Genomic DNA, 14839 nt, shown 5'->3' with positions numbered 1-14839 from the left:
TGGGGCATGGCGACGCACACGACGCAGCACCTGCAGCGCGAAGGCTTGCGCGTCGGCGATCAGGTGCATTCGTAGCCGATGCTTGTGAACTTCGCGACGGCGTTTGAAATGGTCTTTCGGCCATTTTGAGGATGAACCCGCCAACGCTTCGACCACCCCGAACGTTCGGCACTTAGACTGCCTCGTTTCGTTTTGTTACCAGTCGCTCTGGCGCTTTCGTCGCTTCAAAGGGGAGTTCCCAAGGAAGTCGCTCATTCGTCAGCCCAGAGCACGTTGAGGGAGTTGTAATGACAGAGTGGAAGTACCTGCCCATCCTCAAGTGGAAGCAGGGCGAGCGCATTGCGCTGCGACACCTACAGCCGGCCCAATTGGAGGGGCTGACCCCGTTGATCGAACTGCTCCCTATCTCTGCGGCTCCGAACTTCGCGTCACTTCAGACGGCCTTGACGACCTACGTGGACAAGATCGCCAACGACATGCGCAAGGACCTGCCAGAAGGAGCCCCCTTTGCTTGCGATACGCGCTACGTGTCAACGGGCTACCCCAAACAAGTTCCGTTGCTCAACGCGGTGTGTACGCGGCTGGCGAAGGTGACAGAGCGCCCGGTTCTGCCGGTCATCACAAGTGCCCTCGTGCAAAGCGAAGGGGACCAGCTCTATCGACTTGCCGAACGCTTCGAGGAATGCATAGTTCGCATCGATACGCCCAACGTCGTCGCAGCGCAGGTCCAGCCGATCATCGAAATCGTGAAGGAGGCGTTCAACAACAAGGGCGTGCACGTCGTGATCGACCAGTTCTCGTTGGTGGGCAAGGAGTCGATGGTGATGGCGGCTATGGTCCAGCCCTACTTGGACGAGGCCCTGGCCAGCAATAGCGCAAGCGTCACGGTGGCAGGAGGCTCGTTCCCAGTGAACCTCATCGGTTTCAAGCAGGGGTCTTTCGACATCGACCGTGTCGAGTGGAAGGTCTGGAAGCAGATCCGCAGAGGGGGCAGCTATTCGACCGTTCGGTACTCGGACTACAGCGTCACGCATCCAGCACTGGCGCCTGACATGGATCCGCGGCAAACGAACCCCTCAGTCGCCATCCGTTATGCGGCCGACGGCCACTGGCGCCTGTTCAAGGCGGGCGGCTTCAAGAAGGGCGCGCCGGACCAGTACCGGGCTCTGTGCCAGTTGCTGCTGGGCGACGCGGTTTATTCAGGGCCGACATTCAGCCACGGTGACAAGTGGTACGACGATGCAGCTAGCGCTAGGTTGGGAAATGGAAATCCAAGCAGTTGGCGTCGTGATGCGACCAATCACCACTTGGTATTAACGCAGCGGGCATTGTAGGAATCGCCTCGCGCACAGCTTGTCGGCTCACCAAGCGACGGGCGACGTGGCGACGCAAGGAATGAAGTTGCACCTGCTCTGCGATCGAGTCGCAAAGTTGCGCGCGCGACGCGCGCTTCGATGGCAACTCACCGGTCTCGTCCAGAAGCACGTCGGCAGCTTCCTCGCGCCACAGCAGAGTGGCCAGGCTGCGGGTTTCTTGTCGTGGATTGCGTGCGGCGTCCCGAATCTTCTTGAGTGACAAGTTGCCGTTCTTGAGCCGACGCACAGCCCAGATGCCCCACCAGCGGGGCATCACATCGAGGGCGGCATCGCTCAGTGTCGAGCCGGTCACAAGCGTTATGCGATCAAAGACCCGGTTGTATGCATGGATCTGGTTGTGCAGCCGCCCGAAGTTGTCGAGGTCGCTTTTGAGCTCGAACGCCTCAAGCCCATCTTCGACCAATGCCAGATCGACGCGCGCTCCGCCCCGCTCGATGCCTAACTCCTCGAACATTCGGGCCCCCGGCGCACTGGCGCGCCCGCTTAGACGATCGCGCACGAACGCACGAAGCTCAGCTTCAGAAATGGGGCGGGTAGTTTGCATGTTATGCAGTATAATATCGATTCTATGCCAAGAATTGCAAGGCCGCATACGATGCATTGCCAGCAGATGCGGCACGACCTACAAGCCTATCTGAACCGTGAAAACATCTCTGCGAACCGGCTTTCTGTCCTGGCGGCAGTCAAGCAATCCACCGTCAGTCGATTCCTCACAGGAAGGACCAAGACGGTCACGCCCGCGATACAACGCGCGCTCACTTATGCAGGTATTGATCAAGCCTCGGACATTCCTCGCATAGCCGAGGGCCTCGATCATTCGCGACTTCGCGCTGCTGTTGAGCGAAACTGGGACGGAACAGCCGAAGGCGCCGACAAGCTCGCCGTCCTAATAGACGCCATCGGGCCGATACTGCGTTCGATGCGGTTGGGTTCCTCGCCCACCAGAAACAAGTGACCATCGACGCCAAGACCCTTTACCGAACCGTCGCACAACTTGGGCTCAAGCCGGCCCAGGTGCGCCGGTTGCTGCCTGAATGGTGGGATACCGAGGCCGAGAAGGATCCATCGGGCATCAGTGAACTTGCGATGCTCCTTGGCCGCCGGTTGAGCGTCGACGTGGGCGCTCTGATGAGGGGGCAGCTCAGTCCCAAAGGGGCTATGGCGTCCGTGGCATTCAAACACCGCGCTGGCGTGGCTGCCGACACGCTGGCCGCTGCAAGTGCCATTGCTTCGTCGCTTGGCCAAACCGTGCTCGCCGCGCTTCCCGCAAGCTATCGCAAGCTGCCAAGCCGTGCAGTTGAGTTAAGCCAAGCTGCAACGGACGGAGGCGCACGACTTCTGGGTTTCGACGCCTTGCTCACGCTGTGCTGGGAACACGGCATCCCCGTCATTCCTTTGCCAAACCTCCCCGTGGGCGTCAGGAAGATGGATGGGGCGGCGCTGCAGATCGGCGAGCGACCTGTGATCGTGATTGCAAAAAAGAAGTCCTCCAGAGCGTGGCTCAGCTTCATCCTTGCCCACGAGATCGGCCACATTGCCCTCGGCCACCTGAAGCCTGGATCGACCATCGTCGACGTGTCGCTGCAAGAGGGGGCCACCTACGCCACCGATGAGCAGCACGACGCGCAAGAGGCGGAGGCAGATGCGTTCGCGCTCGAGGCCATGGGCGGTGACGCCGTGGAGTCCGTGGTCGGACGATGGACTGCACAGATGGCTCCCGTGGAACTGGCGGTGAAGGCGCGATCCGCCTCCAAAGATAAGGGGATCGAGCCAGGTCATTTCATTCTGCGCCACGCCTTCATCAACAGGCGGTGGCCAGAAGCGGTGATCGCGTTGCGCTTTCTCAGCGAAGACGTGAATCCGGAGGCCGCTCTCCTGAAGGAGTTCGAGAGACGGCTGAACATGGATGCCGTGTCAGATGACATGCAGGACCTGGTCGCCCAGATCACCGGGTGGAGCGGAACTCATCCATGAGTTGCGTCATGCCGGGCGGAACCAGTCTTCTGGTGGACGTCGATGCGATGTGCAAGCTAGCGCATTGGCGGCTGCTGGAACTGTTGCCTGCGATCACGGGTGTTGAGCCGCATGCTTGCTCAACACTGGTTTCGACGCGATTCAGGGCGCTGAAGTCGGTGGTGAAGCCTGACGGCAAAGTTTTCCGCTGCGGGAACGCGGCCCAGGCTGTGCTCGACGCGCTGGAGGCATTCGGAGAACTTCCGCAGGCTGATGCCCCGTTGCTGGCTCAGTTCCAGGACGTCGTGGGAATCGATGCCGGCGAAGCCGTCATGTTGGCTCGCTTGATCGAGGACCCGCAAGCCATGTTCCTGACCGGCGACAAGCGCGCGTTGCGTGCGGTCGCTGCAATGGACCAAGCTGTTCGAGACGCGATTGCAGCCCGCGTGGTGCCGGTCGAATGCGTCATCACCTGCGTGCTGGACATGTACGGGATCGAGGAGCTCCGCGCACGCGTATGCCCGTGGAAGGACGTCGACAAAGCCGTCGCGATCGTGATGGGGAGCCGTTGCGATTCGTCGGAGGCTTCGGTTCGCGAAGGCTTGGCTTCTTACGTTGGTGAGCTTCACGGCATGTGTCAGCCCTCGCTCATTCGCCCCTGCTGATTCGTTCCCGACGCGTTGTTGTATGGCTGCGGCGACGACATGAGGTTGGCGTAGTGAGGCGTGAGCGTCCAGTCAGCCCATCTTCACCGGCCGCACGCAGCTCACCTGGACTGCAGCTGGGCGCGGGGTTTCATCTCGTGCCCGTCCAATGGGTAAGTGGAAGGCGGCTCCACAGAATTCTGGACCATGGCGGCGCCACATGGTCGAGCGTGCGGACGGTCGATGGCGCTAGGCCTCGCGTGTCGAACGCTGGCGCGGTGGCCAGCGTGTCCGCGTAACGGAAGCCGCGGTCGGGGAACACCACCGCGATGCGCGCGCTGGAGTTGCGCTGTTGGTGCCATCTGGCGACCACGTAGGCTGCGCCAGAGGTCAAGCCGAAGTCGCCGAAGCCGTCGGCCTGGATGCGCCGCGCGCCGTCGATGGCCACGGCGCCGTTGATGAAATGCACTTCGTCGAAGTTCTCGTGCACCACGCAGTTGGGCATCACGCTGTTGCCGATGCCGCCCAGTTCGCGCTGTGCCATGGGCAGGCCGAAAGTGACCGACCCAAAGCAGTCCACGCCGACGAGCCGGGTCTCAGGCTGGATGCCGCGCAGCAAGGTGATCAGTCCCAGAGAGTTGCCCCCCGATCCCACCGGACACACCAGAATGTCGGGCAAGCCTTGCTGTCGCACCAGCATCTCGGCCGCCGCCGTGTAGCCGTTCGCGTTGTCCGGGTTGTCGTACTGGCATGGCCAGTAGGCACCCAGCGGCTGTATGAGCTGGTGCAGTCTTTCAAGGCGAACCTGCTGTACGCGTTCCAGGCTCCCGCCCGCATCCACCAATTCGAGTCGCACGCCGTGCGCGATCAAGGCCGATTGAAGCCATGGGTCCAGGTCGGCCGATACGATGGTCAGCGGGTGGAACAGGGTTGCGCAGACGCGCGCCAACCCGTAAGCCATGTTGCCACTGGAGGTCTCGATCACCGCTTGCCCCGGACGCAACTCGCCCCGGCGCCGCGCGCCTTCGATGCACGCGTATGCGGCCAGTTCCTTCATGAAGGTGAACTGCAGCATCGTGAGGCCCTGGTCGCGGATGAGTGTCGGCAAGGCGCCAGGTTGGCCAATGGCCATCATGTGGTGCGCGAAGGATCCAAGTGCGTTCATGGTGTTCGTCCCTTTGATGTGGATGGAGAAATTCACGTCGACCAGGCCCAGAAGGGCGTGCCCGTGCTGCGAAGCTCATGCATGGCGCGCTTGCGGTCGCGCATGGCCTCGGCCGTGCGAGGCCACAGAAGCGCAGCGACCACTCCGCTGTGACTGACCGCATAGCCGCCGGCCCGGAACGCCTTGACCTGCGACGCAAGCTGGCTGTGGTCGTGCGGCAGGCGATCGTCCGCTCTCGCCACTGTCGCGGCGATGCGCGCTACGGTCGCAGCGTCGCCTTGCGCGATGGCGCGGCTCAGGGCCTCGATGAAGACGCAGTGCTGGCGCAGCTCGTTCGCGGTGTAGCGCAGTGGCGGGAGGTCTTCCGTCCGGACCGTGCCGCCTGGATCGAATCCAAGCACATGGAAGGCAGGCCACGCCGCTCCCAACGGACGCAGGATCCGCCCCCTGCGCTGTGCGAACAGGCAGGGTTGGCGCAGGTGTACCGGATTGGATGCCCGCTCGCTGAACACGAGGAGCAGTGACAGTGCCTCGTCGGTGGGAGACACGCCCAGGGCACGAAAGATGGCCTGCCAAACGGCGGTCACGTCCGCGCTCGACGACCCGCACCCCTTTGCTGGTGGAATGTTGGATTGCAGCAGGACGTGCGCACGCTTGCCCTGCAGGCCAGCCATCGCGAGCACCAGCTTCACCACCCGGATGCATTTGTCCGCATCCGCATTGGCCGTGACGTCGCCGTCCTCGCGCGTGTGGATGCAAACCCCGGCGCGGGTGCGTAAAGGAGCGCAGCTCAGGTCAAGGAGGGTGCGCGTGGCATTCCATGGCAGCGGTTCGGTTTCGTCCTGCCACGCGATGTGAGCAGCGAGCCGAGGGTATTTCCGTGCGAGGGCGTGGTCCGCCTCACTGGCGGACGGGCTCACCATGGCCCCCTGATACAGTTCGCCGAAGTGGCCCGGCGCTTCGCCCTGACCCCCCAGCAGGTCTGGCCAGTTGGGGCGTGGCGAGACGCCGGTCAGCAGGCGGAGTTCGGCCAGCAAGGCCGCGTCGAAGTGGTCGTTTGATGCTTGGGCGGTCTGGTTCATGGCGACATTCCTTTTTCGGGTATGTCGTCATCATTCCGAGGGTGGGAACAGGCCAGATCGAACTTCAATCGAACATGGTTCGGACTTGTGCCAGGCCAGTGATGCTGGGTGGCAAGGCGCCCATCGCTATACTGGTCCGACCGCGGATCCTGCAGGTCGAGTCATGCGATCGCCCCCGATTTCCACGCCCCAACTGAAGCGGAAGCTGGACGTGTTGTGTCAAGCGACAGGCTGGACGCATGAAATCATCGCCCAGAAGATCCACCGTTCCAAGAGCAGCCTGGCGGGGTATCAGAACGGCACGTCGACCTCGTCCGAGTTCGACAAAGTGCCCGGGGACATCTTTCCTCGGTTCATCCGACTTTTGCAGGAAGTCGCGCTCAGGCCGCTCAGCGACCAGGACGCCGCGGGGCTCTGGAAGGCCAACGACCTCGCGCTGTTCCGCGGCCTGATGCATTGCGACACGCTTGACGACGTGCTGGAGCCGGAACGCAAGCGCTTGAAGTTGATGGTGCGGGCGGAGCCATTGCGCCCCGACAGGGGCATGCTGAGCCTCGACGAGCTGTACGAACCATTTAGCGCCATCGATCTGCACATCTGGTGCGAGACGGATGGTCTGCGCTTCGAAATCGAGACGGAGCAGGGCACCTGCCTTTTCATGGCCATGTTGACAGGCGCCGATCCACCCCATTGCATGCAACTGGTGCCTTGGAAACATACTGGCATGGCTACGTCCTCCAGAGAGTTCGTGCCTCCCATGAAGCGCGCCGAGCCCTTGAAACTCGCCCCTGTGCCTGGTACCCACCGCTTCGTTGTCATCGCCTACAAGGGCGACTTGCTCTCGCTGCGTCAGCATGTGCCCGGGCAGCGCCCGTTGCCATTGCTGCCCGACGATTTCACCATGCTGGCCCGCGCGCTGCGTGCTGTCGACGCGTCCTATCCTTGGCGCTGGGGCGAATTGAAAGTTGGAGCCGAGGTCAAGTCGCCGGATCGGACCGTCCGGTGAAAGCCTTTCGCCCAGTCGCTCGTCATCGATGCTGATCGAAGAACCAGATTCACCGCCGGGACGCGGGAAATCGAACCTATCCTGCGGCGATCGATCCGGGCAGCTGTGCGGGCTGTCCACCGCGCAGCCATCCGCGAAGGAGGACATGGGCCGCCTTACCGAAGATTCCTGCGAAGGCTGGCGGGGCGCGTGATCTTCTGGCGCTCCTACCCACAAGAAGAGCGTTCTCGCGGAGTTGTTGAGCGTCGCCGACAAGATGCGCTGGCTCTCGAACGGAAGGAAAGGGACGATGCGCGAGGAAGGCCGCGAGGCCCATCTCGTCTGGCACGTGCGGCTGCGCCATGCCGGCTTGGCCCCGAATGGGGCCGGCCATCGCCCGAGAGGCATTAACGGAAGGGACATTCCATGCGCATGACGGCCGAAGACGCGATCGATGTGTTGAACGACGGCCTTTCGGCCTTGTCCAACGCTGTCCACGAAGACGCCAGGACCAGGCTGCTGGCGATGGCGCGCCGGTCCCTGATCGAGATGGCCTCCGATTCGCCTCAAACGAGGGACTTGGCTCGCACCATGGCACCTTACCGGCCACTGGTTCTTGACGAGGCGATGCAGGCGGTATCCCGACGGACCGTGATATCCATTCCCTTGCCTCTGTGCAACGCGGTGGCCCGGCATTTCCGCGGGGAAGAATGCATCTTCCTGTTCGACGGCCTGCTCGATGCAGCCACGGCCACCATCGCGATGAGCTATGCCGTGAAGAGTTTGCCCCCTGTGTTCGACGAAGTGAGACCCTTTTCCGGCGTCCCGGAGCTGTCCGCCAGAGGCTGGATGAGCGTGATCCTTTCCTGCCTGGTCAACCGCTTTATCCAGTTCGCGGAGCCCATGCCGGATTTCCGGTTGCTGATCAGGCCACCCGGCTTCGAAAGCGAGATCCGGCATGCGCTGGTGGGCACTGCATGGTGGATGCTGCTGCACGAGGTGGCGCATTTCGAGTTGGGGCACATGGCGAGCGGCGCGAGGCGCTCACGACCAGCCATCAGCGAGGACTTACTGGTGGGACAGACGCTCTCCGAAACGCAGCGGGAAGAACTCGAGGCCGACGCCTTCGTGCTGCGCTGCTTGTCTGACGCTGGGCGCGAATTGGCCTACAGCTGGGCCAACTATGCGCTGGGACCCCAAATGATGCTGGAGAACTTGAGCTCGCAGCAGAGCGAAACCCATCCGCTGTCCATCAACCGCATCGATCGTATCTTGGCGGCCGTGCGACCTTGTCAGGTCGCCGAAGAGGCGCAGGCCAAGGCGCATCTGCAAAAGCATGGCGACGCCCGCGCCAGCATCCGCAGTGCGCACGAGCGGATCCGTCAGGCCGGTCAGAAGCCTTTCTTCGAACTGTCGAGCGAGGCCCTGCTCAGAACGCTGGAGGGCATGAGGGGGGTATTCGAGGCAGCCGAACTGCCCTTCGACCGCTTACTGGCATCGCAGGGGTTTGGATGGCGCGCTGCGATGGACTTGCCCCAGCAGTGAGGCGCAGTCAGATGGATGGACGATCCAAGCGCCTTGCGACGGAATCCTTCTCGGCTACCAGATGAAGGCTGCGCGCTTCCCTGCGCATCGGGATCGGGCGGTCCCCGAGACCGCGCACAACGTGGTGTTCATCGGCGGGTCTGGCACCGGCAAGACGCATCCGGCCACGGCGCTGGGAGTGCAGGCGATCCAGTGCCATGGCAAGCGGGTGCGCTTCCGCTCGAACATCTAGCTGGTCAACGCGTTGAAGACCGAGTGTCGAAAGAACGAAATAACTGCAAATTTGAACGAATAGACAGGGAGCGGATAGAAGTTGGGGGAGTCCTCGGACGTGGTGTAGCCTGACCGTCTCTCGGGAACTCTAGGAGGCGAGATGGACATACTTTGGACCGTCTTCGTGCGAAAGAACGGCACGCCGGGGGAAACTGCGTTGGCAACCTTCCGCCGCCCCGTAGACGAGGCAACCGTCGGGGACTTCGGCTTGTCGATCGCAGAGAGCCGAAAGCTCCTCATCGCGCTTCAGCATCAGGTAGCCCAGGACCAGATCGTTGCCTACGACCTGCATCGAAGGCATTGCCAGCACTGTGGTGCATATCGGCGGATCAAGGACTAGCGGCCTCGTAGCATCGCTACTGGCCTAGGTCCCATCCACGTCAAAGCGCCTCGCATCGAGCCGTGCGGCTGCGGTGCTGAGCCGCCCGACATGCGTTCTGATCGCCTGCCAAGAGCAGCAAGGTCCCCTTTCCCCGATCTGTTACCCAGACAGCGCACGCCCGAGGTGTCGAAGGAAGCCGTTAAAAGTGGTGGGACGCATTGGTGGATACGAGGTACGCTGACGGGCTGCACATCGCCACGCTGGAGGCCAAATGCGCTGCACACTCGTACTTGAGTTTGATTCCGGCGACGACGATCCTCCACGGAGGGTCGAAGTCCTTCGGTTGCATAGAGCCGAGGCGCCGGCAACGGGAGACGTCGGCCTTAGCCTTGCCGAGGCCAAGACGATCATGCAGTCGATCCAGCAGGACTTTGTCGAGGAGCAACTGCATCGCTACTGCGCGAGTCGCCGCGCATGTCCTCGATGTGGGGCCGCTCGAAGATTGCACGACAGTCATTGCTCGGAGGTTTGGACGGTTATCGGCCGTGTTTTCTATGTTCGCGAACGCTGGAAGGCCTGCTCTTGCGGTGCCGACGGTGGACGCTACATCTCGCCGCTGAAGGACTACGTGCGTGAGATGTGCACGGCAGAATTGAAGTGGCTGCATGCCAAGCTCGGTGCCATGCTTCCATACAGGCAAGCGCTTGACATTCTCGCCTTGCTTCTGCCTTCCAGCGGCAGGGATAGCCACGTGACGGTGCGCAACCACACCATCGCTGTTGGACAAGCTGTTCGAACCTCGCCACGCCCACGCGAGCATGAAAGACCTCGGGATTCGATCGCCGAACTGGGCATAGATGTGGGCTACGTGCGAAAGGCCAAGGCACGGTCACGCTCCCGCGATGGCGAGCGTGAAACGGGGGCTATCTCAGTCGTAGTCGCAGCTGTTGGCCCAAGAGGCCAGCGCCCGAGAGTGTGGGCTTCCGCACAACCGAGATCCCCGAAGCTGCAAACTGAAATGGAGGCGTTTCTCGCTGACAGTGGATACGGAGAAGACGCCAAAGTCCAGGTCATCACGGACGCAGCCAAAGACCTGGCGGATGTGTCCAGTATCCTGCGTCAGGATAGTCGCTGGATGTTGGACTGGGCACATATCGGAAGAAAGCTCTGGCACGTTGACCGATCGATCACCCCCTTGGCCTACGGTCGTTTGACGCCGCGAGGATCGGCGTTCGAACTATGGGATCTTTTCGTGCGGTTCCGCTGCTATGTGTGGACAGGGCAGACCTTGAAGTGGCAGAACGCAGGATCGCGGTTGTACGAACTGCTGGAGCTGCGTGAACAGGTCGACACCGAAGGTCTGGCGTCGCAGGCTCGGTTTACGCGATACAAGTTGCTTGAACTGCTGCACTACCTCAACGCAAACATCAATGCCCTGGTCGACTATCGGCGGTACCAGCAGGTGGGGCGACGGATTTCCACCGGGTATGTGGAATCAAACGTCAATCGGCTCATCGGGCGGCGGATGTGCAAGAGCCAGCACATGCGGTGGTCGCGCAAAGGCGCGGATGGCGTGCTGCAAGTCCGCGTCGCGTTGCAGAACCGAGAACTTGACGAGCTGTCACGGCAACACTTTGGATGGTCAGCGAGCACACGCATCTCCTGGCCTCCAATCCAGGCTTCCCACCACTTTTAACGGCTTCCTTCGACACTTAGCCGCGCTCAATGGCCGCGTACTCTGCAGCAGCCCCAGCGCGATCTACGTGTCGGTAGGGAAGGGCTGGGCATTGGCTGCGAGATGAGGATGAGCTCGTGGCCAGCAGACGAAAGCCAACAACTTGCCGCGTATGCATCGCGTCTTCGGCGTGTCAGATCTCGTAAGGCTCAACAGCTAGCGGTCGATCTGGGGCGCTGCGAAGCCGCCTGCACAGGTTGTCGGAATGCAGCTAACAGTCGTTGCAGTTTCGTGCTGGCGGCCACGTGGTTGCGCTCTTTAACGTGGCCGTAACCGCGCACGCTTTGCGGCAACTGCGCCATTTCCACGGCCGTGGCGAGGCGCTCTGGCGTGAGTTCGGCCACGACTTGCCCGACCAGTTGCTCGAAGTGGCCGACGGCGGCGCGCTCGTCGCGACGCTCCCGGGTGTAGCCAAACACGTCGAGCACGCTGCCACGCAGGAACTTGGCCTTGGCCAGCACGCTGTACGCGTGGCGGATCCACGGGCCGTACGGCTTCTTGACCAGGAGCCCATCGGCATCGCGCTTGGCCAGCAGCGGCGGTGCCAGATGGAAGCGCAACTTGTAGTCGCCCTCGAACTGAGCGGCGATCCGGTCGAAGAAGCCCGTCTCCTGGTACAGCCGTGCGACCTCGTACTCGTCCTTGTAGGCCATGAGCTTGTACAGGCTGGTGGCCACCTCGCGTGTGAAGCGGTCGCTGCCCGTGCGTTCCTTCTCCTTGCTACGGATGTCCGCGACGAGGGCTTCGTAGCGATGTGCATAGGCGGCGTTCTGGTAGGCCGTGAGCCGGCGCACGCGGTCGGCGACGAGGGCGTCCAGCGGCATGCGGCGCGGCGGCATCATGACCACGGTACCCTGTTGGTCCAGGCCGGCAGCTGTGCGCACCTTGGCCAGGTCAAGCGCGGCCTGCCGGCCCCAGGCGAAGGCGGCCTTGTTCATCGGCACCGCGGCGCCGTTCAGCTCGATGGCGCGGAGCAGCGCCGCCTCGCCCAGCGGGATCCAGCCCTTCTGCCACGCGAAGCCGAGCACGAAGACGTTGGTGGCCACGGCGTCGCCCATCAGGGCAGTGGCGATCGCGGTGGCGTTGAGGGAGTCGCACGACACCGTGTTCTCGCGCACGCGCTGCAGCATGGCCTCTGGCGAGGTCTCCCAGTCCGGGTTCTGCGTGAAGGCGCCGGTCGGCGCCACATCGGTGTTCATGACGGCCTTGCTGCGCCGCACGTCCATGGCACCGATCGCCTCCTTGCCCGCGCCGACCATCAGGTCGCAGCCCAGCACCACATCGGCCTGCTGCGCCGCGACCCGCGCCGCGAACAGGCCCGCGGGCGTGGCGGCCAGGCGCACATGCGACATCACGGCGCCGCCCTTCTGCGCCAGGCCGGCCATGTCCAGCACCAGCACGCCCTTGCCCTCGATGTGCGCGGCCATGCCCATCAGCGCGCCGATGGTCACCACGCCGGTGCCGCCCACGCCCGTGATGATCACGTTGCAGGGCTGGTGCAGCGCAGGCAGCAGGGGAGCCGGCAGGTTCTCGGGCGCCGTAGCCTTGGCCTTGGCCGGTTTGCGCAGCGCGCCGCCTTCGACCGTGACGAAGCTGGGGCAGAAGCCCTTCACGCAGGAATAGTCCTTGTTGCAGGAGCTTTGGTCGATGGTGCGCTTGCGGCCCAGCGGCGTCTCCAGCGGCAGGATGGACACGCAGTTGCTCTGCACGCCACAGTCGCCGCAGCCCTCGCACACCTCGTCGTTGATGACCACGCGCTTGGGCGGGTCCACCAGCTCCTTCTTCTTGCGTCGGCGCCGTTTCTCGGCCGCGCAGACCTGCGCGTAGACGATGACCGACACGCCCTTCGCCTCGCGCAGCTCGCGCTGCAGCGCGTCCATGCCGTCGCGGTGGCGCACCACCACCCGCGCTGGCAGATCGGCCATGCCGCGGTACAGGTCGGGCTCGTCGGTGACCAGGTGAAGGTGCTCGATGCCCTCGGCCGCCACCTGCTGCAGGATCTGCGGCACCGTGGGCGAGCCCTCCACAGGCTGGCCGCCCGTCATCGCCACGGCGTCGTTGACGAGGATCTTGTAGGTGATGTTGACGCCGGCCGCCTTGGCCGCTCGGATGGCCAGCGAGCCCGAGTGCATGTAGGTGCCATCGCCCAGGTTGGCGAAGATGTGCTCCGTGCCCGTGAACGGCGCCTGCCCGATCCAGCTGACGCCCTCCCCGCCCATCTGCGTGAAGGTCTCGGTGCGGCGGTCCATCCACTGCGCCATGTAGTGGCAGCCGATGCCGGCCACGGCGCGCGAGCCCTCGGGCACCTTGGTGCTGGTGTTGTGCGGGCAACCGGAGCAAAAGAACGGCAGCCGCTGCTGCGAGCCCGGCTCGACGCGCGTGAAGCCGTCGGCCGCCTTGCACTCCACCAGGTAGTCGCGCGCCGGCCCATTCAGGCTCTCGACACCCAGCACCTTGGCGATGCGCGCGGCGATCACGTTGGCGATGGCCGCCGGCGTCAGTTCGCCGTTGGGCGACAGCAGGATGCCGGCGTGCGGCACCTTGACCCATTCGCCGCTCTCGTCGTACTTGCCGACGACGCGCGGGCGCGAGGCCACGGGCGCGTTGTACAGCTGCTCCTTGAGCTGGTACTCGATGATCTGACGCTTTTCCTCGACGACCAGGATCTCGTCCAGCCCATCGGCGAACTCGCGGATGCACTGCGGCTCTAGCGGCCAGGACACGCCGATCTTGAGCAGCCGCAGCCCCAGCGCCTTGGCGCCGTGCTCGTCGATGCCCATCATGGCCAGCGCCTCGCGCACGTCGAGGTAGCTCTTGCCGGTGGTCACAATGCCCAGCTTGGCGACGGGTGCATGCCAGTCCTGCCGGTTCAGCTGGTTGAGGCGCACGTACTCCAGCAGCGCGTAGAGGCGCTCGCGCTGCAGCCGGTTCTCCTGCTCCAGCGGCGGATCGGGCCAGCGCATGTGGAAGCCGTCGGACGGGATCGGGTAGCTGTCGGGGATCTTGATCTCCACCGCCATCGGGTCGATCTCGAAGGACGAGGACGACTCGATGGTGTCGCTGATGGACTTGAAGCCGACCCAGCAACCGGAGTAGCGCGACATGGCGTAGCCATGCAGGCCGAACTCGATGAACTCGCGCACGCCCGAGGGATTCAGCACCGGGATCATGGCCGCGATGAAGGCGTGCTCGCTCTGGTGCGGCAGGCTGGAGGACTTGCAGGAGTGGTCGTCGCCGGCGATGAGCAGCACACCGCCGTGTTTGGAGCAGCCCGCGATGTTGCCGTGCTTGAACACGTCGCCGCTGCGGTCCACGCCCGGGCCCTTGCCGTACCACAGCGCGAACACGCCGTCGACTGTGGCCTTGGTGTCCAGGTTCACCATCTGCGAGCCCCAGACCGAGGTGGCGGCCAGCTCCTCGTTCAGACCGGGATTGAACTTGATGCGGTGCTGCTCCAGGTGCTTGCGCGCCTTCCAGAGCTCCTGGTCGACAGCGCCCAGCGGTGAGCCGCGGTAACCGGAGACGAAGCCTGCGGTGTTAAGGCCCGCGGCCGCGTCGCGCTCCTTCTGCGCGAGCAGCATGCGCACCAGAGCCTGCGTGCCCGTCATGTAGACGCGGCCGGCGGGCTGCTGGTATTTGTCGTCCAGCGTGACCGGGCTTTGGTGGGTACGGTCGACGGTGCTGGGCGTGGGGTCTTCTAGGGTGGTGGCCGGTGCGTGCATGCGGTCTCCTGTTGGGCGGCGGGCAGATTCTTGTGGC

Annotated in this window: 11 protein-coding genes and 1 pseudogene; 8 read left to right on the top strand and 4 right to left on the bottom strand. The window is 63.6% G+C overall.

Features of this window, described 5'->3' with window-relative positions:
• The first annotated feature begins 287 nt into the window (after positions 1-287).
• Entirely contained in the window at positions 288-1334 is a 1047-nt protein-coding gene (locus tag ACSQ4M_RS35480; protein WP_436194208.1) for a beta family protein, read from the top strand.
• On the opposite strand, the gene ACSQ4M_RS35475 is transcribed toward ACSQ4M_RS35480, so the two are convergent.
• Positions 1252-1920, bottom strand: coding sequence for a sce7726 family protein (locus ACSQ4M_RS35475; RefSeq protein ID WP_436194207.1), 669 nt, complete (start codon positions 1918-1920; stop codon positions 1252-1254). The two genes, ACSQ4M_RS35480 and ACSQ4M_RS35475, sit on opposite strands and share 83 nt — an antisense overlap.
• 24 nt (positions 1921-1944) lie before the next feature.
• Here ACSQ4M_RS35475 and ACSQ4M_RS35470 point away from each other — a divergent pair, with 24 nt between their 5' ends.
• The 3 genes from ACSQ4M_RS35470 to ACSQ4M_RS35460 are packed head-to-tail and all read left to right on the top strand — an operon-like array spanning position 1945 to position 3994.
• Positions 1945-2331, top strand: coding sequence for a hypothetical protein (locus ACSQ4M_RS35470; protein WP_436194206.1), 387 nt, complete (start codon positions 1945-1947; stop codon positions 2329-2331).
• Complete coding sequence (locus tag ACSQ4M_RS35465) at positions 2328-3350, top strand: ImmA/IrrE family metallo-endopeptidase (protein WP_436194205.1); 1023 nt, start codon at positions 2328-2330, stop codon at positions 3348-3350. Before ACSQ4M_RS35470 ends, ACSQ4M_RS35465 begins: the two co-directional genes overlap by 4 nt.
• Positions 3351-3358: 8 nt before the next feature.
• A complete protein-coding gene (locus ACSQ4M_RS35460; protein ID WP_436194204.1) occupies positions 3359-3994 on the top strand; it encodes a hypothetical protein in 636 nt (211 codons plus the stop codon).
• Between the two features lie 130 nt (positions 3995-4124).
• Here the strand turns inward: ACSQ4M_RS35460 and ACSQ4M_RS35455 are convergent, their stop codons facing one another.
• Together ACSQ4M_RS35455 and ACSQ4M_RS35450 are read right to left on the bottom strand one after the other, a co-directional pair.
• Entirely contained in the window at positions 4125-5138 is a 1014-nt protein-coding gene (locus tag ACSQ4M_RS35455) for a pyridoxal-phosphate dependent enzyme (RefSeq protein WP_436194203.1), read from the bottom strand.
• A gap of 32 nt (positions 5139-5170) precedes the next feature.
• Positions 5171-6220, bottom strand: coding sequence for a GHMP family kinase ATP-binding protein (locus tag ACSQ4M_RS35450; RefSeq protein WP_436194202.1), 1050 nt, complete (start codon positions 6218-6220; stop codon positions 5171-5173).
• 163 nt (positions 6221-6383) lie between these two features.
• Between ACSQ4M_RS35450 and ACSQ4M_RS35445 the strand changes: the two genes are divergently transcribed.
• The 4 genes and pseudogenes from ACSQ4M_RS35445 (at position 6384) to ACSQ4M_RS35430 (ending at position 11041) form a co-directional block, all read left to right on the top strand.
• Positions 6384-7226 carry a hypothetical protein gene (locus tag ACSQ4M_RS35445; RefSeq protein ID WP_436194201.1) on the top strand — a complete coding sequence of 281 codons (843 nt, stop codon included), beginning with the start codon at positions 6384-6386 and terminating at the stop codon, positions 7224-7226.
• Between the two features lie 405 nt (positions 7227-7631).
• Complete coding sequence (locus ACSQ4M_RS35440; RefSeq protein ID WP_436194200.1) at positions 7632-8750, top strand: hypothetical protein; 1119 nt, start codon at positions 7632-7634, stop codon at positions 8748-8750.
• A gap of 49 nt (positions 8751-8799) precedes the next feature.
• Positions 8800-8979, top strand: a pseudogene (locus ACSQ4M_RS35435) (ATP-binding protein); the annotation flags it as partial.
• A 637-nt stretch (positions 8980-9616) separates the two neighbouring features.
• A complete protein-coding gene (locus tag ACSQ4M_RS35430) occupies positions 9617-11041 on the top strand; it encodes an ISKra4 family transposase (RefSeq protein WP_436194199.1) in 1425 nt (474 codons plus the stop codon).
• A 188-nt stretch (positions 11042-11229) separates the two neighbouring features.
• Here ACSQ4M_RS35430 and ACSQ4M_RS35425 read toward each other — a convergent pair whose 3' ends face one another.
• On the bottom strand, positions 11230-14802 hold the full coding sequence (locus ACSQ4M_RS35425) for an indolepyruvate ferredoxin oxidoreductase family protein (RefSeq protein ID WP_436194198.1): 3573 nt from the start codon (positions 14800-14802) through the stop codon (positions 11230-11232).
• Positions 14803-14839 lie beyond the last annotated feature (37 nt).

Origin of the sequence: Pseudorhodoferax sp. LjRoot39, from assembly GCF_964253035.1 — a bacterium.
Lineage (GTDB): Bacteria > Pseudomonadota > Gammaproteobacteria > Burkholderiales > Burkholderiaceae_C > Pseudorhodoferax.
The sequence above is the reverse complement of the archived record's forward strand: the minus strand, read 5'-3'. Positions and strand labels throughout refer to the sequence as shown.

Excerpts from the sequence above, each read along its gene's own strand:
- ACSQ4M_RS35430 (WP_436194199.1), top strand. The coding sequence starts at position 9,617 with ATGCGCTGCACACTCGTACTTGAGTTTGATTCCGGCGACGACGATCCT.
- ACSQ4M_RS35470 (WP_436194206.1), top strand. The coding sequence starts at position 1,945 with ATGCCAAGAATTGCAAGGCCGCATACGATGCATTGCCAGCAGATGCGG.
- ACSQ4M_RS35480 (WP_436194208.1), top strand. The coding sequence starts at position 288 with ATGACAGAGTGGAAGTACCTGCCCATCCTCAAGTGGAAGCAGGGCGAG.
- ACSQ4M_RS35425 (WP_436194198.1), bottom strand. The coding sequence starts at position 14,802 with ATGCACGCACCGGCCACCACCCTAGAAGACCCCACGCCCAGCACCGTC.
- ACSQ4M_RS35475 (WP_436194207.1), bottom strand. The coding sequence starts at position 1,920 with ATGCAAACTACCCGCCCCATTTCTGAAGCTGAGCTTCGTGCGTTCGTG.
- ACSQ4M_RS35460 (WP_436194204.1), top strand. The coding sequence starts at position 3,359 with ATGCCGGGCGGAACCAGTCTTCTGGTGGACGTCGATGCGATGTGCAAG.
- ACSQ4M_RS35450 (WP_436194202.1), bottom strand. The coding sequence starts at position 6,220 with ATGAACCAGACCGCCCAAGCATCAAACGACCACTTCGACGCGGCCTTG.
- ACSQ4M_RS35455 (WP_436194203.1), bottom strand. The coding sequence starts at position 5,138 with ATGAACGCACTTGGATCCTTCGCGCACCACATGATGGCCATTGGCCAA.
- ACSQ4M_RS35440 (WP_436194200.1), top strand. The coding sequence starts at position 7,632 with ATGCGCATGACGGCCGAAGACGCGATCGATGTGTTGAACGACGGCCTT.
- ACSQ4M_RS35445 (WP_436194201.1), top strand. The coding sequence starts at position 6,384 with ATGCGATCGCCCCCGATTTCCACGCCCCAACTGAAGCGGAAGCTGGAC.